At 68.7% G+C, this 12,609-nt stretch carries 15 protein-coding genes; 8 read left to right on the top strand and 7 right to left on the bottom strand.

All coding sequences use genetic code 11. From position 1 onward, the window contains the following. Positions 1-22 precede the first annotated feature (22 nt). The 5 genes from ASE56_RS14520 to rplU all read right to left on the bottom strand — a co-directional run bounded on the left by ASE56_RS14520 (position 23) and on the right by rplU (position 4,347). A complete protein-coding gene (locus ASE56_RS14520) occupies positions 23-1,282 on the bottom strand; it encodes a glutamate-5-semialdehyde dehydrogenase (protein ID WP_056231155.1) in 1,260 nt (419 codons plus the stop codon). After that, complete coding sequence (gene proB, locus ASE56_RS14515) at positions 1,279-2,124, bottom strand: glutamate 5-kinase (RefSeq protein WP_056231153.1); 846 nt, start codon at positions 2,122-2,124, stop codon at positions 1,279-1,281. Before proB ends, ASE56_RS14520 begins: the two co-directional genes overlap by 4 nt. Continuing rightward, complete coding sequence (gene obgE / locus ASE56_RS14510; protein ID WP_056231150.1) at positions 2,121-3,665, bottom strand: GTPase ObgE; 1,545 nt, start codon at positions 3,663-3,665, stop codon at positions 2,121-2,123. The genes proB and obgE overlap by 4 nt, the downstream gene beginning before the upstream one ends. Positions 3,666-3,759: 94 nt before the next feature. Beyond that, positions 3,760-4,020 carry a 50S ribosomal protein L27 gene (gene rpmA, locus ASE56_RS14505; RefSeq protein ID WP_055836932.1) on the bottom strand — a complete coding sequence of 87 codons (261 nt, stop codon included), beginning with the start codon at positions 4,018-4,020 and terminating at the stop codon, positions 3,760-3,762. Positions 4,021-4,038: 18 nt separating this feature from the next. Continuing rightward, positions 4,039-4,347, bottom strand: a complete 309-nt coding sequence (gene rplU, locus ASE56_RS14500) for a 50S ribosomal protein L21 (RefSeq protein WP_055836929.1) — start codon at positions 4,345-4,347, stop codon at positions 4,039-4,041. A gap of 214 nt (positions 4,348-4,561) precedes the next feature. Here rplU and ASE56_RS14495 point away from each other — a divergent pair, with 214 nt between their 5' ends. Continuing rightward, entirely contained in the window at positions 4,562-4,837 is a 276-nt protein-coding gene (locus tag ASE56_RS14495) for a DUF4031 domain-containing protein (protein ID WP_056231145.1), read from the top strand. 149 nt (positions 4,838-4,986) lie between these two features. On the opposite strand, the gene ASE56_RS14490 is transcribed toward ASE56_RS14495, so the two are convergent. Continuing rightward, positions 4,987-7,587, bottom strand: coding sequence for an Rne/Rng family ribonuclease (locus ASE56_RS14490; RefSeq protein ID WP_082450718.1), 2,601 nt, complete (start codon positions 7,585-7,587; stop codon positions 4,987-4,989). Between the two features lie 150 nt (positions 7,588-7,737). Between ASE56_RS14490 and ASE56_RS16710 the strand changes: the two genes are divergently transcribed. The 7 genes from ASE56_RS16710 to ASE56_RS17080 all read left to right on the top strand — a co-directional run bounded on the left by ASE56_RS16710 (position 7,738) and on the right by ASE56_RS17080 (position 11,988). Next, complete coding sequence (locus ASE56_RS16710) at positions 7,738-8,301, top strand: YbaB/EbfC family nucleoid-associated protein (protein WP_162234521.1); 564 nt, start codon at positions 7,738-7,740, stop codon at positions 8,299-8,301. Further along, complete coding sequence (locus ASE56_RS14480) at positions 8,298-8,597, top strand: WXG100 family type VII secretion target (protein WP_056231138.1); 300 nt, start codon at positions 8,298-8,300, stop codon at positions 8,595-8,597. Before ASE56_RS16710 ends, ASE56_RS14480 begins: the two co-directional genes overlap by 4 nt. Continuing rightward, on the top strand, positions 8,594-9,043 hold the full coding sequence (locus ASE56_RS14475; protein ID WP_156371749.1) for a hypothetical protein: 450 nt from the start codon (positions 8,594-8,596) through the stop codon (positions 9,041-9,043). Before ASE56_RS14480 ends, ASE56_RS14475 begins: the two co-directional genes overlap by 4 nt. Further along, positions 9,040-9,357 carry a hypothetical protein gene (locus ASE56_RS14470; protein WP_056231133.1) on the top strand — a complete coding sequence of 106 codons (318 nt, stop codon included), beginning with the start codon at positions 9,040-9,042 and terminating at the stop codon, positions 9,355-9,357. The genes ASE56_RS14475 and ASE56_RS14470 overlap by 4 nt, the downstream gene beginning before the upstream one ends. A 104-nt stretch (positions 9,358-9,461) precedes the next feature. Continuing rightward, complete coding sequence (locus ASE56_RS14465; RefSeq protein WP_156371748.1) at positions 9,462-10,880, top strand: hypothetical protein; 1,419 nt, start codon at positions 9,462-9,464, stop codon at positions 10,878-10,880. 325 nt (positions 10,881-11,205) lie between these two features. Next, positions 11,206-11,802, top strand: coding sequence for a vitamin K epoxide reductase family protein (locus ASE56_RS14460; RefSeq protein WP_056231127.1), 597 nt, complete (start codon positions 11,206-11,208; stop codon positions 11,800-11,802). Between the two features lie 39 nt (positions 11,803-11,841). Further along, entirely contained in the window at positions 11,842-11,988 is a 147-nt protein-coding gene (locus ASE56_RS17080) for a hypothetical protein (protein ID WP_156371747.1), read from the top strand. Positions 11,989-12,189: 201 nt separating this feature from the next. Here ASE56_RS17080 and ndk read toward each other — a convergent pair whose 3' ends face one another. Then, a complete protein-coding gene (ndk, locus tag ASE56_RS14455) occupies positions 12,190-12,606 on the bottom strand; it encodes a nucleoside-diphosphate kinase (RefSeq protein WP_013586434.1) in 417 nt (138 codons plus the stop codon). Positions 12,607-12,609 lie beyond the last annotated feature (3 nt).

Here is a 12,609-nt window from a genome sequence, read left to right as displayed (position 1 = left end):
GCGCGCGTCTCATTTTAGGCGGTCAGGCGCGTACCTGGCCGTCGCCGCGCCCGAGCCACTTGGTGCTCGTCAGCTCGGCGAGGCCCATGGGTCCGCGGGCGTGAAGTTTCTGGGTTGAGATGCCGACCTCGGCCCCGAAGCCGAACTCGCCTCCGTCGGTGAAGCGCGTCGAGGCGTTCACCAGGACCACGGCGGAGTCGACCTCAGCGAGGAAACGATCGGCGGCCGCGGAATCGTCGGTGATGATCGACTCGGTGTGGTGGGTCGAGTAGCGACGGATGTGCGCGAGGGCGTCATCGAGGTCGTCCACCACGCGGACGGCGAGGTCGAGGGTGCCGTACTCGAGCGACCAGTCCTCGTCGGTGGCCGGCACGACCCGCGCATCGTGCGCGCGCGTGTCGGCGTCGCCGTGCACCGTGACGCCGGCGTCGACGAGGGATGCCAGGAGCTCGGGCAGCAACCGGTCGGCGGCGTCGCGGTGTACGAGCACGGTCTCGACGGCGTTGCAGACGCTCGGCCGCTGCGTCTTGGCGTTGAGGACGATGTCGCGGGCCCAGTCGTCGCGGGCCGTGGCGTCGAGGTAGACGTGGACCACCCCGGCGCCGGTCTCGATCACCGGCACGGTCGACTCGGTGACGACGGTCTCGATGAGACCGGCGCTCCCCCGCGGCACGAGCACGTCGACGAGCCCGCGCGCGTTCATCAGGGCCTTCGCCCCGTCTCGACCGAAGTCGTCGACGCTCTGGATGGCCTCGGGGCTCACCCCGTGTTGCGAGAGCGCGTCGCGCATGACCCGGACGAGCGTGGCATTGCTGCTCTGCGCCGCCGATCCTCCGCGCAGGACCACGGCGTTGCCGGAACGGAGGGCGAGCGAGGCGATGTCGACGGTCACGTTGGGTCGGGCCTCGTAGATCGACCCGACCACACCGAAGGGCACCGCGACCTTCTCGAGTTGCAGGCCGTTGGGCAGGGTCCGGCGGTCGAGCACGCGGCCGACCGGATCGGGAAGCTCCGCGACGTCGCGGACCGCCGCGGCGAGGGCGGCCACGCGCGTGTCGTCGAGACGCAGCCTGTCGAGGAGCGCTTCACCGATGGCATCGTGGCGCCCTCTGTCGAGATCCTCGGCGTTGGCCGCGACGATCTCCGACGAAGAGGTCTCGAGCGCGTCGGCGACGGCGTGCAGGAGCGCCGTCTTGCGCGCGGAATGGAGCAGACCGATCTCTCGCGCCGCGTCCTTGGCCAGACGCAGGCGCTCGTCGACGGAGGCGGCGATCACGGTCATGCGCTCAGTGTACCGGCGCGGGTCACGGCGCCCACGGGGCCGGTCGCCAGGGTGACAGGGTCGGGATTGGGAGCGAACCAGGTGCCGACAGCCTCGCCCGAGAGAGCGGATGCCACCAGGTCGGCGCTCGTGACTAGCACGCCCACCCCCGCGGTCGAGGCGAGCTTGGCCGCGGACGCCTTGGTCGCCGCTCCCCCGGTGCCGACGCCGTTGACCACTCCCGCGCCGAACTCGAACTGCGACAGGTCATCGCCCCACGCGACGTCGGTGATGGGTCGGGCGCCGGGCTCGCTGGGCGGGAGCGTGAAGAGCGTCTCGATGTCGCTGAGGAGCACGAGGACGTCGGCACCGATCAACTGGGCGACGAGGGCGGCCAGTCGGTCGTTGTCGCCGAAACGGATCTCGTGGGTGGCGACGGTGTCGTTCTCGTTCACGATGGGCAGGATGCCGAGACCCAGCAGGCGTTCCATCGCGCGGCGCGCGTTGGAGCGGTGCGTGGCGTTCTCGAGGTCGCCCGCCGTCAGCAGCACCTGACCCGCGAGCAGACCGAAGCGGTCGAGCGAGGTCTGGTAGCGCCACATGAGGACGTTCTGACCGACCGCCGCCGCAGCCTGCTGCGTTGCAAGGTCGTTCGGACGGCCCTCGAGATCGAGCAGGGGCAGTGCGGTGGCGATGGCACCCGACGACACGAGCACGACCTCGGTGCCCGCGCCGTGCGCACGCGACAGGGCCTCGACGATCGTGTCGATGCGGTGGGCACCGTCGCCGCTGATCGACGACGAACCGACCTTCACCACGACGCGGGCCGCGCCGGGGATGTCGGCGCGCGTCGTCGCAGTCACCGCTCCTCGTCCTCGAACTCGAGCCGGGAGGAGTCGCCGTCGGGGGTGATGCCCGCGGCACGCGCCGCGCGGCGCTCGGCCTCGAGCTCGGCGCGGGCGTCGGCCTTGGCATCCATCCGCTCGTGGTACTGCTCGCGACGCTCCGACGAGGTGCGGCGCGGGTTCTGCACGAGACGCGGGTCGGTGCCGCGCGGCGCGGTCATGAGCTCGGCGGCCGAGGTGAGCGTGGGCTCCCAGTCGAAGACGATGCCGTCGCCGGGGCCGATGACGACGGTCGCACCCGCGACCGCCCCGGCGCGGAACAGTCCATCCTCGACGCCCAGACGGGCGAGACGATCGGCGAGGTAGCCGACGGCCTCTTCGTTCTGGAAGTCGGTCTGCTGCACCCATTTGACGGGCTTGTCGCCGAGGATCCGGTAGACCGGCCCGTACGTGCCGCCCTCGACCTTGATGGTGAAGTCCTTCTCGGCGCCGCGGGGGCGGATGACGACGCGCTCGGGCGGCGTCTGATCGATCGTGGCGAGGCGGTGCTCCTCGACGATCTCACCGAGAGCGAACGTGAGTTCGCGCAGGCCCGCGCGGCTGACGGTCGAGATCTCGAACACGCGGAAACCGCGGGCCTCGAGATCCGGACGCACGAAGTCGGCGAGCTCGTGCGCCTCGGGGACGTCGACCTTGTTCAGGGCGATGATCTGCGGGCGGTCGAGCAGCGGAACCTGGCCCTCGGGAACCGGGTAAGCCGCGAGCTCGGCGAGGATGATGTCGAGGTCGCTCAGCGGGTCGCGGCCGGGATCGAGAGTGGCGCAGTCGAGGACGTGCACGAGAGCCGTGCACCGCTCGACGTGGCGCAGGAACTCCAGGCCCAGGCCCTTGCCCTCGCTGGCGCCCTCGATGAGTCCGGGCACGTCGGCGATCGTGAAGCGCGCGTCGCCCGCCTGCACGACACCGAGGTTCGGGTGCAGCGTCGTGAACGGATAGTCGGCGATCTTGGGGCGCGCGGCAGAGACCGCGGCGATCAGACTCGACTTGCCGGCGGAAGGGAAACCGACCAGCGCCACGTCGGCGACGGTCTTCAGCTCGAGGACGATGTCGCCCTCGTATCCCGGGGTTCCGAGCAGGGCGAAACCGGGTGCCTTGCGCTTCGGAGAGGACAGCGCCGCGTTGCCCAGACCGCCCAGACCACCCGGAGCGGCGACGAAGCGCATCCCAGGGGTGAGCATGTCGACGAGCACGTTTCCGTCCACGTCCTTGACGACCGTGCCGAGCGGCACCGGAAGCTCCTGGTCCTCACCGAGCGCACCGGAGCGGTGGTCGCCCATGCCGAACCCGCCGTTGCCCGCGGAACGGTGCGGCGAGTGGTGGTACGACAGCAGGGTCGTGGTCTGCGGGTCGGCGACGAGCACGACGTCGCCGCCGCTGCCTCCGTTGCCGCCGTCGGGACCGGCCAGCGGCTTGAACTTCTCACGGCGCACCGAGACGCAGCCGTTGCCGCCCTTTCCTGCACGTAGGTGCAGGGTTACGCGGTCGACGAAGGTGACCATGGCGGGTCCTTCCGGGTGTGGCCGGCGAAGCCGACTCGAAAAAAGAAGAGGGGGTGGGCAGCCGCCCACCCCCTCGTGCGCCGAAGCGCGGGAATTACTCCGCTGCTGCGGTGACGATGTTGACGACCTTGCGGCCGCCCTTCGCGCCGAACTGGACCGCACCGGGTGCCAGGGCGAACAGCGTGTCGTCGCCACCACGGCCGACGTTGGCGCCGGGGTGGAAGTGCGTGCCGCGCTGGCGGACGATGATCTCGCCGGCGAGGACGACCTGGCCGCCGAAGCGCTTCACGCCGAGGCGCTGTGCGTTGGAGTCACGACCGTTACGGGTGGAGCTTGCGCCCTTTTTGTGTGCCATCTCTGCGTCTCCTGGCTCTTACTTGATGCCGGTGATCTTGACGCGCGTGAGGTCCTGACGGTGGCCCTGGCGCTTCTTGTAGCCGGTCTTGTTCTTGAACTTCTGGATCACGATCTTCGGACCGCGCTCCTCGCCGAGCACCTCGGCCGTGACCGAGACCTTCGCGAGCTTGTCGGCGTCGGTCGTGACCGCGTCGCCGTCGACGAACAGGACGGCGGGCAGCTGGATGCTCTCGCCGATCTTCGCCTTCTGGCGGTCGAGCACGACGACCGTGCCGACCTGGACCTTCTCCTGGCGGCCGCCGGCGCGCACAACTGCGTAAACCACTTCACACCTGTTTTCGTTCGGGAGCGCGGAGCTCCGGTTGTCTGATGACGTCGGGAGGGTCTGACGACCCAAGTCTCGGTGCGATCCGGCGAGCAGAGCCCGCGGGGTCACGCTCCTGTCAGGAGTGGACGCGACGCACCAAGGGTCAAGTTTAGCTCACCCGGAGGCATCCGGCAAAAGCATTCGACCCGCGTGTCGACCGTAGGATCGCGGAATGGCAATCCTGATCGATGATCCCCAGTGGCCCGCGCACGGACGTCTGTGGGCTCACCTGGTCAGCGACAGCGATCTCGACGAACTGCACGCCTTCGCCGCAGCGGCCGGGATCCCGCGCCGCGCGTTCGACCTCGACCATTATGACGTGCCCGACGAGCGTCACGCCGACCTCGTCCGCGCGGGGGCGGAGCACGTCGGCGGCAAGGAGCTCGTGCGGCGTCTGCGCGCCTCGGGACTGCGGATCACCGCACGCGAGCGGCGCCCTCGCCCCTGAGCGTCCGGCTCCACGGGCTTCATCCCTGACGACGGGAGCGAGTCCGCGGCATCCGTCCCCGTCCGCATACACGCGTGAGGGGCCGATCTCCGTCGCCGGGAGCGATGCTCGGCGACGGAAAGCGACCCCTCACGCGGGATGAGCGGGGCTCAGGCCTCCGACGAAGGCTGAGCGTTCACCGGGGTGCCGGTGAGGGCCGCGGTGGTGACGCGACGACGCGAGCGTCCCTGGCCGGGCGCCTTGGGCTCGGGCAGAGCCTCGAGGACCGACTCGAGCAGGGCGTCCTTCTCGGTGCGGGGCGCCTTGGGCTCGCGCTTCTTGCGGGGGCGCTTCTCGCGAGCCGGGGCGGGCGCCTCGGACGCCGACTCGGTCTTCGCCTCGAGGACGGCCTCGACCGATGCCACGACCGCCGCCTCGACCAGGGCCGGGTCGTCGATGGTGGGCTTGACGGTCGACGCGGCAATCTGCGCGAGAGCGGACTTGACGCCCTCGGTGATGACGTGGGTGCCGCCGGCCTGCGCCGCCGCTCCCCCGTTGCCGTTCGCCCCGCCGTTGCCCTGCGCGGCGCTAACGCCGTTGCCGCCACCGGTCGACGCGTTGCCGTTCGAGCCGCCGTTGCCGCCGCGTCCGCGACGGTTCGACGATCCGCCGTTCGCGTTGCCGCCACCGTTGCTCGACGAACCCGCGGGACGGTGCTTGACGACCGGGTCGTGGTGCACGATGACGCCGCGACCGGCGCAGACCTCGCACGCCTCGCTGAAGGTTTCGAGCAGGCCGAGACCGAGCTTCTTGCGGGTCATCTGCACGAGCCCCAGCGAGGTCACCTCGGCGACCTGGTGCTTCGTGCGGTCGCGGCTCAGGCACTCGATGAGGCGGCGCAGCACGAGGTCGCGGTTGGACTCGAGCACCATGTCGATGAAGTCGACGACGATGATGCCGCCGATGTCGCGCAGGCGCAGCTGGCGCACGATCTCTTCGGCCGCTTCGAGGTTGTTCTTGGTGACGGTCTCTTCGAGGTTTCCGCCCGAGCCGACGAACTTGCCGGTGTTGACGTCGACGACCGTCATGGCCTCGGTGCGGTCGATCACGAGCGAGCCGCCCGAGGGCAGCCAGACCTTGCGGTCGAGCGCCTTCTCGATCTGCTCGGTCACGCGGAACGCGTCGAACGGGTCCTGCTCGCCCTCGTACTTCTCGACCCGCTCGAGCAGGTCGGGGGCGACGCCCTGCAGGTACGACGAGATCGTCTGCAGCGCCTCGTCGCCCTGGATGAGCATGCGGGTGAAGTCCTCGTTGAAGACATCGCGCACGATCTTGACCAGCAGATCGGGCTCGGAGTGCAGCAGGGCGGGCGCCTGGATCGTCTTGACCTGGCTCGAGACGTGCTCCCACTGCGAGGTGAGGCGCTGCACGTCGAGGGTCAGCTGCTCTTCGGTGGCGCCTTCGGCGGCCGTGCGCACGATCACGCCCGACGACTCGGGGAGCACCTCCTTGAGGATCTTCTTCAGGCGCGCTCGCTCGGTGTCGGGGAGCTTGCGCGAGATGCCGTTCATCGTGCCGTTGGGCACGTAGACCAGGTAGCGGCCGGGGAGCGAGATCTGGCTCGTCAGACGCGCGCCCTTGTGGCCCACGGGGTCCTTCGTGACCTGCACGAGAACGCGGTCGCCCGACTTGAGGGCGAGCTCGATGCGACGCGGCTGGTTGTTGGTCTCCACGCCGTCCCAGTCGACCTCGCCGGAGTACAGCACGGCGTTGCGGCCGCGACCGATGTCGACGAACGCGGCCTCCATGCTGGGCAGCACGTTCTGCACGCGGCCGAGGTAGACGTTGCCGATGAGCGAGGCGTCCTGGTTGCGGGCGACGTAGTGCTCGACGAGCACGTTGTCTTCGAGCACCGCGATCTGGATGCGACCGGCCTTGGACCGTACGACCATGACGCGGTCAACGGCCTCGCGGCGGGCGAGGAACTCGGCCTCGGTGACGACGGGGCGACGGCGCCCGGCCTCGCGACCGTCGCGGCGACGCTGCTTCTTCGCCTCGAGGCGCGTGGAACCCTTGATCCGCTGGGGCTCGGTGATGACCTCGACCGCGCGCTGACGCACGGGGGGCGCGGCGGGAGCCTCGGGGGCATCGTCACGGTTGTCGTTCGGTCCCCCGCGGCGGCGGTTGCGACGGCGGGCGTTCGCCGAGACGCGCTCGCTGGGGCCCTCGTCGTCGCGGTCATCGAAGTCATCGCGGATTACGACGGGCGGAAGCGCGGGCGCGTAGAAGTGCAAGGCCGTCGAGACGGCGGACACGAAGTTCTCGGGGAGCAGGCCGAGCGACACGGCGGTCGGACGGGCGGGCTTCTCGGGCTCCGCGGGGGTCTCGGGCTGAGCCGGAGTCTCGGCCTCGGCGGGGGTCTCGGCCGGGGCGGGAGCGACCTCGGGCTGCTCCGTCGCCGCCTCGGCCGACGCGGACTCATCCGAAACGGAAGCGGATGCCGGCACCTCGGACTCCGCGATCGGCTCGACCTTGTCCGCGGCCGCTGCGGACTGCTCCGACGCGTCCACCTCGGACGGGTCGTCCGTGGCGGCGGGGATGTCCTCCACGTCGAGCACCGCGGGCGCATCGGTGTCGTCGGCGGCCGCGTCTTCGGCATCCTGGACCGCCGCCTCTTCTTCGTCGACCGCGGGGGTGACGTCGGAGCTAGCGGTGTCCGGAGAGATCGGCGTCTCGTCGGTGGGGTTCTGTTCGTCTGTCACATCGGCCATGTCGGGGTACTCCCTGGCGGACGACACCGCGCGTCGTCCGACGAAATCTCATGCAGCGCCGCACCCGGCGGGGCCGCGAACTCACTCGGTCTGCAGCCGGCCTGCGGCTCGTGCTGCGAAGGGCGGTCATCGCCCGAAGTCTTCTGGGTGATGTTCCTGCGGCGCGGCCGCGGTCACATCAGCCTTCATTATCGCACGAACCGCCGAGAACGCCCACGACGGCGCGGTCACCTGCACTTATCCACAGAGACTTCCCGCACCAAGCGGGGGCCCGATACGGTCGAAGCTCTGGCGAAGGGGGCCACCATGACCTTGTCCGACGACTCACTCACCGCCTTGGAGCAGGCACGCGCACGTGTGCAAGCCCAGACGGCGAAAGCGAGAGCACTGTCGCACGATGCTGCTCGGATGGGCGATGACGTGCGGACGGTGACCGCAACGCGTAGCTCCCTAGGGCGCGAAGTGCGTGTATCGGCTGCTGCGGGCGGACGGGTCGATCGCATCGATGTCTCGTCGAGCGCGATGGACCTCGATGCGGCGACGCTCTCGCGCATCATCACGGAGACGGTTCGCGAGGCGCAGCGGGATGCGGCGGACGCCGCCGTCCGACGGATGTCGGAGAGCCTCGGCGCCGATTCCCCGCTCGTCGAGTCAACGCGGCGACGTGTCGACGAGGAGTACGCCGGGCCGACGAACGGGAGGGGCAACGCATGATCGATCACCTGGAGGTGACGCCAGCTCGACTCGCAAGCACCGCACAGAACGTCAAGGCCGCTGGTGCCCAGATCGATGCGCTCATCGAGGCGTTGACGCGCGAAGCGGCGATGCTCAGCACGCAGTGGAGCGGGGATGCCCAACAGGCCTACGCGTTGGCCCAGGGGCGGTTCGGGGTGAGCCTGGCCAGCCGCACCGCATTGCTGACGAAAATGTGCGGCGCATTGGACGACCTCGCGACCGCATACAGCGATGCCGACCTCGCCGGGGCACGCGGGTTGGGGCTGACAGCGTGATACGTCGGGGGCGGATCGCTGCGATCGTCGGCCTGGCATTGGTCGCAAGCGTTGCGGCCGGGTGCAGCCAACTGCCGTCTCACGACGATTCGTACAAGACCGACATCCCCGCCGCACTGGAAGCGGCCAATCTCGGGATCTCCAATGCCTACGCCGACGTCAGCCTGGACGGGTTCACCGAGACGCTGACGATCGGCGGAACCGTCGACCTCCCGGCCGCCGAGGAGACGAAGGCATCGCCGGAGTTCGTGCGCGACGTGATCAGTGTTGCACTCGACGGGCGCGTTCTGAACATGAAGTATGTCGATCTGGCCTTCCGAGACAGCGACAAAAAGAGGATCGACGTGAAGTCGGCCCTGACCAGTCTGGGCGCAGCGCCCAATTACGACGGCAGCAGCATCACCATGGACGAGGCCAGGACGATTTCCGAGGAGGCGGGACGATGACCGCAGCGAATCAACACATCGAGGTCGACGGTGGCGTCCTGAAGAAGCAGGCCGCGCTGGCTCGTGATGCATCCCGTGCCTTCAACTCGGCGGGGCACGACGTGCGAGCGGATCTACCCGAGGACGCTTTCGGTCTTCTGAACAGAGGCTTCGTCGTGCCCCTTGCGAACATGGTCGCCGCTCGAGCGCGGGAACTGCTGACGTCGGCGCAGGATCTGGCAGATCGAGTTGCCGACGGGGTGGACAACGCCTCGATGGTCTTCTCCACAGTGGAGCAGGACGCGGTGGACGCTTTCGCCCGGAGCGACGGATGACCGCGGCATCCGCTGTCAGTTCGGAACTCGCCAGTGGCAATTGGACGAGAGGCCTCCCGACCAGCGGCCCGGGCGGAGATGCCTGCGCTCAGATTCCAGGAGTCGTGGGCGTCGTCCTCCAGTACGTGCAACCTCTGCGCGAATGGTTCGACGAGTTGGTGGGGAACCCCTCTGCGACGGCTGCTGTAGCCGCGGCATGGGAAGACGCCTCGCGATCGCTGGTGAGCATTCCCGAAACCGTCCAGCACGCACGATCTTCACTCGGTGAACTTGATGGACGGACGGTGAGGGCGCTGCGGGAGCGCCACGAGGACCTCCACCAGGTCGCCCTCGACGCCGCCGAATGGACGGCCGCGACGGCAGCTGCGCTCCGCCTCGCGTCTCGGATCGTCGAGGCCACTCGGTCGTTTGTCTGCGACGCTCTCGTGCAACTCGCGCGCTTCGCTGACGAACTCTTTTCGTTCACCCTGAACCCGTTCGAGGTCGCCGAACGCGTCGAGGATTTTGCGCGTAGTGCGTACGACCTCATCGAAGCGACCGGCCGTCTCGTCACCGACCTTCTCGAGGCTCTCGCAGCCCTCGGGTCACTTCTTCAGAAGCTCTTGCCCATCATCGCCGAGGGACTCGACGCGCTCAGGCAGGTCATTTCGCAGATGCTCCCCTCGATGGCGTCTCTTTCCGGGGCACCGTTCGGTTACTTGGGCAGCGCTGTCGGTCTTGTTCTCGGCGGGGCGGCCCAGAACTTCCTGCAGAACTCGACGGACGTCGAAGAGCTCGACCCCGCGACACTGACCGGAGACCGACTCGAGGCATGGGAAAGGTCGCAGGAAGTCACGCGAATTTCTTCTCTAGCCGACCTGGTTTCGGTGAACGGTACGACGGACACGATGGGTGGCGCCGACCAGACGGTCGTTGATATCAAGAAGGTTGTGGGGCCCGACGGGGTGGAACGCTGGGTCGTCTCGCTGCCCTCCACGCAGGACTGGCAACTTGGTCCGGATGAGGGCGCACTCAACGATCGCGACTCCAATGTCGCGTTGATGATGGACAACCCGGCATTGCGGACGGCCTACGAGCGGGCCGTCCTCGAGGCGATGCGCGACGCAGGTATCCCTCCGGGAAGCGACGTGGTCCTTACGGGATTCAGCCAGGGAGGGATCATGGCCGCCAACCTCGCTTCTGATCGCACGTTCCCCTACAACACCGTCGGTGTCGTGACGAACGGGTCGCCCATCGACTCCTTCGACATCCCCGAGCACATTCCCGTTTATGCCTTCCAGCACCTCACAGACGTTGTGCCTAACCTCGACGGGAACACGTTCGACGAAACGCCGCCCAACGTGAACCGGGTGCTCATGCCCGGGCCCTTGAACCCGATCGACGCCCACAACAACAAGGCGTACACGAACTCCGTGACGGCGTGGGAGGCCCAATATGCCGCGGAGCACGGCGGGCCTCCTCCCAGTCTCGACCTGTTCACGGGTGAGGTCGTCGACCACAGTGTCTTCACGACACATGAGTGAACCTGCCCGAAGTGCCCCTGTGGCGGCCAGGTGAGAGAGTCGCGGCATGGGCGAAGCGGACACGCCCACGTGTGCACCCTCCGAAGACGAAGGCGTGAGGAGATCGGAGTCGGCGCAACGGTGACCACGTAAGCCGGCCTCTCGGCGCAGGTCGTAGACCACATCGTTCACCGCACTCACGAGCGAGCGCTCCTGGACCGTTGCTGCGCTCGGACGCGACATCGCCTGCCGGCCCCGCGACGGCGCGAGTCCATCGTCAGACGAACCAAGGTGGAGCGACCGCCTTCAAAGCGACCCCATAGGGCGTCGGTGAGAGAATCACGGCATGAGTGAAACCGTCACCCCCCGCCGTCCGGTCGTGGTCGCGATCTGGCTGATCTTCGCGGGGGTCGTGGGCTGGTGGGCGGCGTTCTCCCTCACCATGGAGCGCTTCCACCAGCTCGAGAACCCGGGCAGCGCGGCATCCTGTGACTTCAGCGTGCTGGTCCAGTGCTCGACGAATCTGCAGTCGTCACAGGGCAGCGTGTTCGGCTTCCCCAACCCGATCATCGGACTCGCCGCGTGGATCGCTCCCATCGTCGTCGGAATGGCGCTGCTGGCCGGCGCGCGGTTCGCGCGGTGGTTCTGGGCGCTGTTCTGGGTCGGTTTCGCCTTCGCCCTGACCTTTGTGATTTGGCTCATCTCGCAGAGCCTCTTCGTCCTGTCGACGCTGTGCCCCTGGTGCATGGTGACGTGGTCTGTCGTGATCCCGTCGTTCTTCGTCGTGACGCTGCACGTGCTGCGCGAGGGCGTGATCCCTCGAGAGCGGGTCCGCGAGATCGCCGACCGGCTCATGGCATGGGTGCCGCTCATGACGATCGTGGCGTTCGCGGTGGTCGCGGTGATCGCGCAGGTGCGGCTGAACGTTCTCGCCCAGCTATGACCTGGTGGGCGCGGCCCCTCGTGTCCTCGCGTCGAGGGCATGGATGCTGTGGACCCACTGATGCCCGCCGCGTACGACCTCGTCTGGTCGGCGGTCGCGCTCGTGGCGTTCGGTCTGGCCGGGTGGGCCATCGTGAGCCTCTCCCGGCGCGCGAGACACCTCCCGTCGACGGGTGGGCGCTCGTGATCTCGGTGGTCCCCGTACTCGGACCCGGTGTCATGGTTGGCGGCGGGACGCCGGGCACGCGTCTCGCGCTCCTGACGGACCTGCCCCGCGGGGGCCCGTTGCTCTGACAGGCTCGGCGACCTCGCGGAGCGCAGCCACCTCGCCCTCGAACGACGAAGGCCGCCACCCCACGCGGGGCGGCGGCCTTCACAGCATCCGGGATCAGGCGAACCAGATCGCGAGCTCGCGCTCGGCCGACTCGACGCTGTCGGATCCGTGGACGAGGTTCTGCTGCACCTTGAGGCCCCAGTCGCGGCCGAAGTCGCCGCGGATCGTGCCGGGGGCGGCGGTGGTGGGATCGGTCGTGCCGGCGAGCGAGCGGAAGCCCTCGATGACGCGGTTGCCGGCGAGGCGGATCGCGACGGAGGGGCCCGACATCATGAACTCGAGCAGCGGCTCGTAGAACGGCTTTCCCTCGTGCTCGGCGTAGTGCTGGGCGAGGGTCTCGCGGTCGGGCTCGACGAGGCGGATGTCGACGAGGGCGTAGCCCTTCGCCTCGATACGGGCCAGGATGGCGCCGGTCAGGCCGCGGGCGACGCCGTCGGGCTTGACCAGGACGAGGGTCTCTTCGGTAGCCATGGG

The organism is Microbacterium sp. Leaf203 (assembly GCF_001421275.1).
GTDB classification, from domain to species: Bacteria; Actinomycetota; Actinomycetes; order Actinomycetales; family Microbacteriaceae; genus Microbacterium; species Microbacterium testaceum_A.
This window is presented reverse-complemented; position numbering and strand designations above follow the sequence as displayed.

What these genes read in the sequence shown, in the direction of transcription:
- ndk (WP_013586434.1), bottom strand. Translation starts at nt 12,606, where the DNA reads ATGGCTACCGAAGAGACCCTCGTCCTGGTCAAGCCCGACGGCGTCGCC.
- ASE56_RS14520 (WP_056231155.1), bottom strand. Translation starts at nt 1,282, where the DNA reads ATGACCGTGATCGCCGCCTCCGTCGACGAGCGCCTGCGTCTGGCCAAG.
- ASE56_RS14480 (WP_056231138.1), top strand. Translation starts at nt 8,298, where the DNA reads ATGATCGATCACCTGGAGGTGACGCCAGCTCGACTCGCAAGCACCGCA.
- obgE (WP_056231150.1), bottom strand. Translation starts at nt 3,665, where the DNA reads ATGGTCACCTTCGTCGACCGCGTAACCCTGCACCTACGTGCAGGAAAG.
- ASE56_RS14490 (WP_082450718.1), bottom strand. Translation starts at nt 7,587, where the DNA reads ATGGCCGATGTGACAGACGAACAGAACCCCACCGACGAGACGCCGATC.
- ASE56_RS14495 (WP_056231145.1), top strand. Translation starts at nt 4,562, where the DNA reads ATGGCAATCCTGATCGATGATCCCCAGTGGCCCGCGCACGGACGTCTG.
- ASE56_RS14460 (WP_056231127.1), top strand. Translation starts at nt 11,206, where the DNA reads ATGAGTGAAACCGTCACCCCCCGCCGTCCGGTCGTGGTCGCGATCTGG.
- ASE56_RS16710 (WP_162234521.1), top strand. Translation starts at nt 7,738, where the DNA reads ATGTTCCTGCGGCGCGGCCGCGGTCACATCAGCCTTCATTATCGCACG.
- rpmA (WP_055836932.1), bottom strand. Translation starts at nt 4,020, where the DNA reads ATGGCACACAAAAAGGGCGCAAGCTCCACCCGTAACGGTCGTGACTCC.
- ASE56_RS17080 (WP_156371747.1), top strand. Translation starts at nt 11,842, where the DNA reads ATGGATGCTGTGGACCCACTGATGCCCGCCGCGTACGACCTCGTCTGG.
- ASE56_RS14470 (WP_056231133.1), top strand. Translation starts at nt 9,040, where the DNA reads ATGACCGCAGCGAATCAACACATCGAGGTCGACGGTGGCGTCCTGAAG.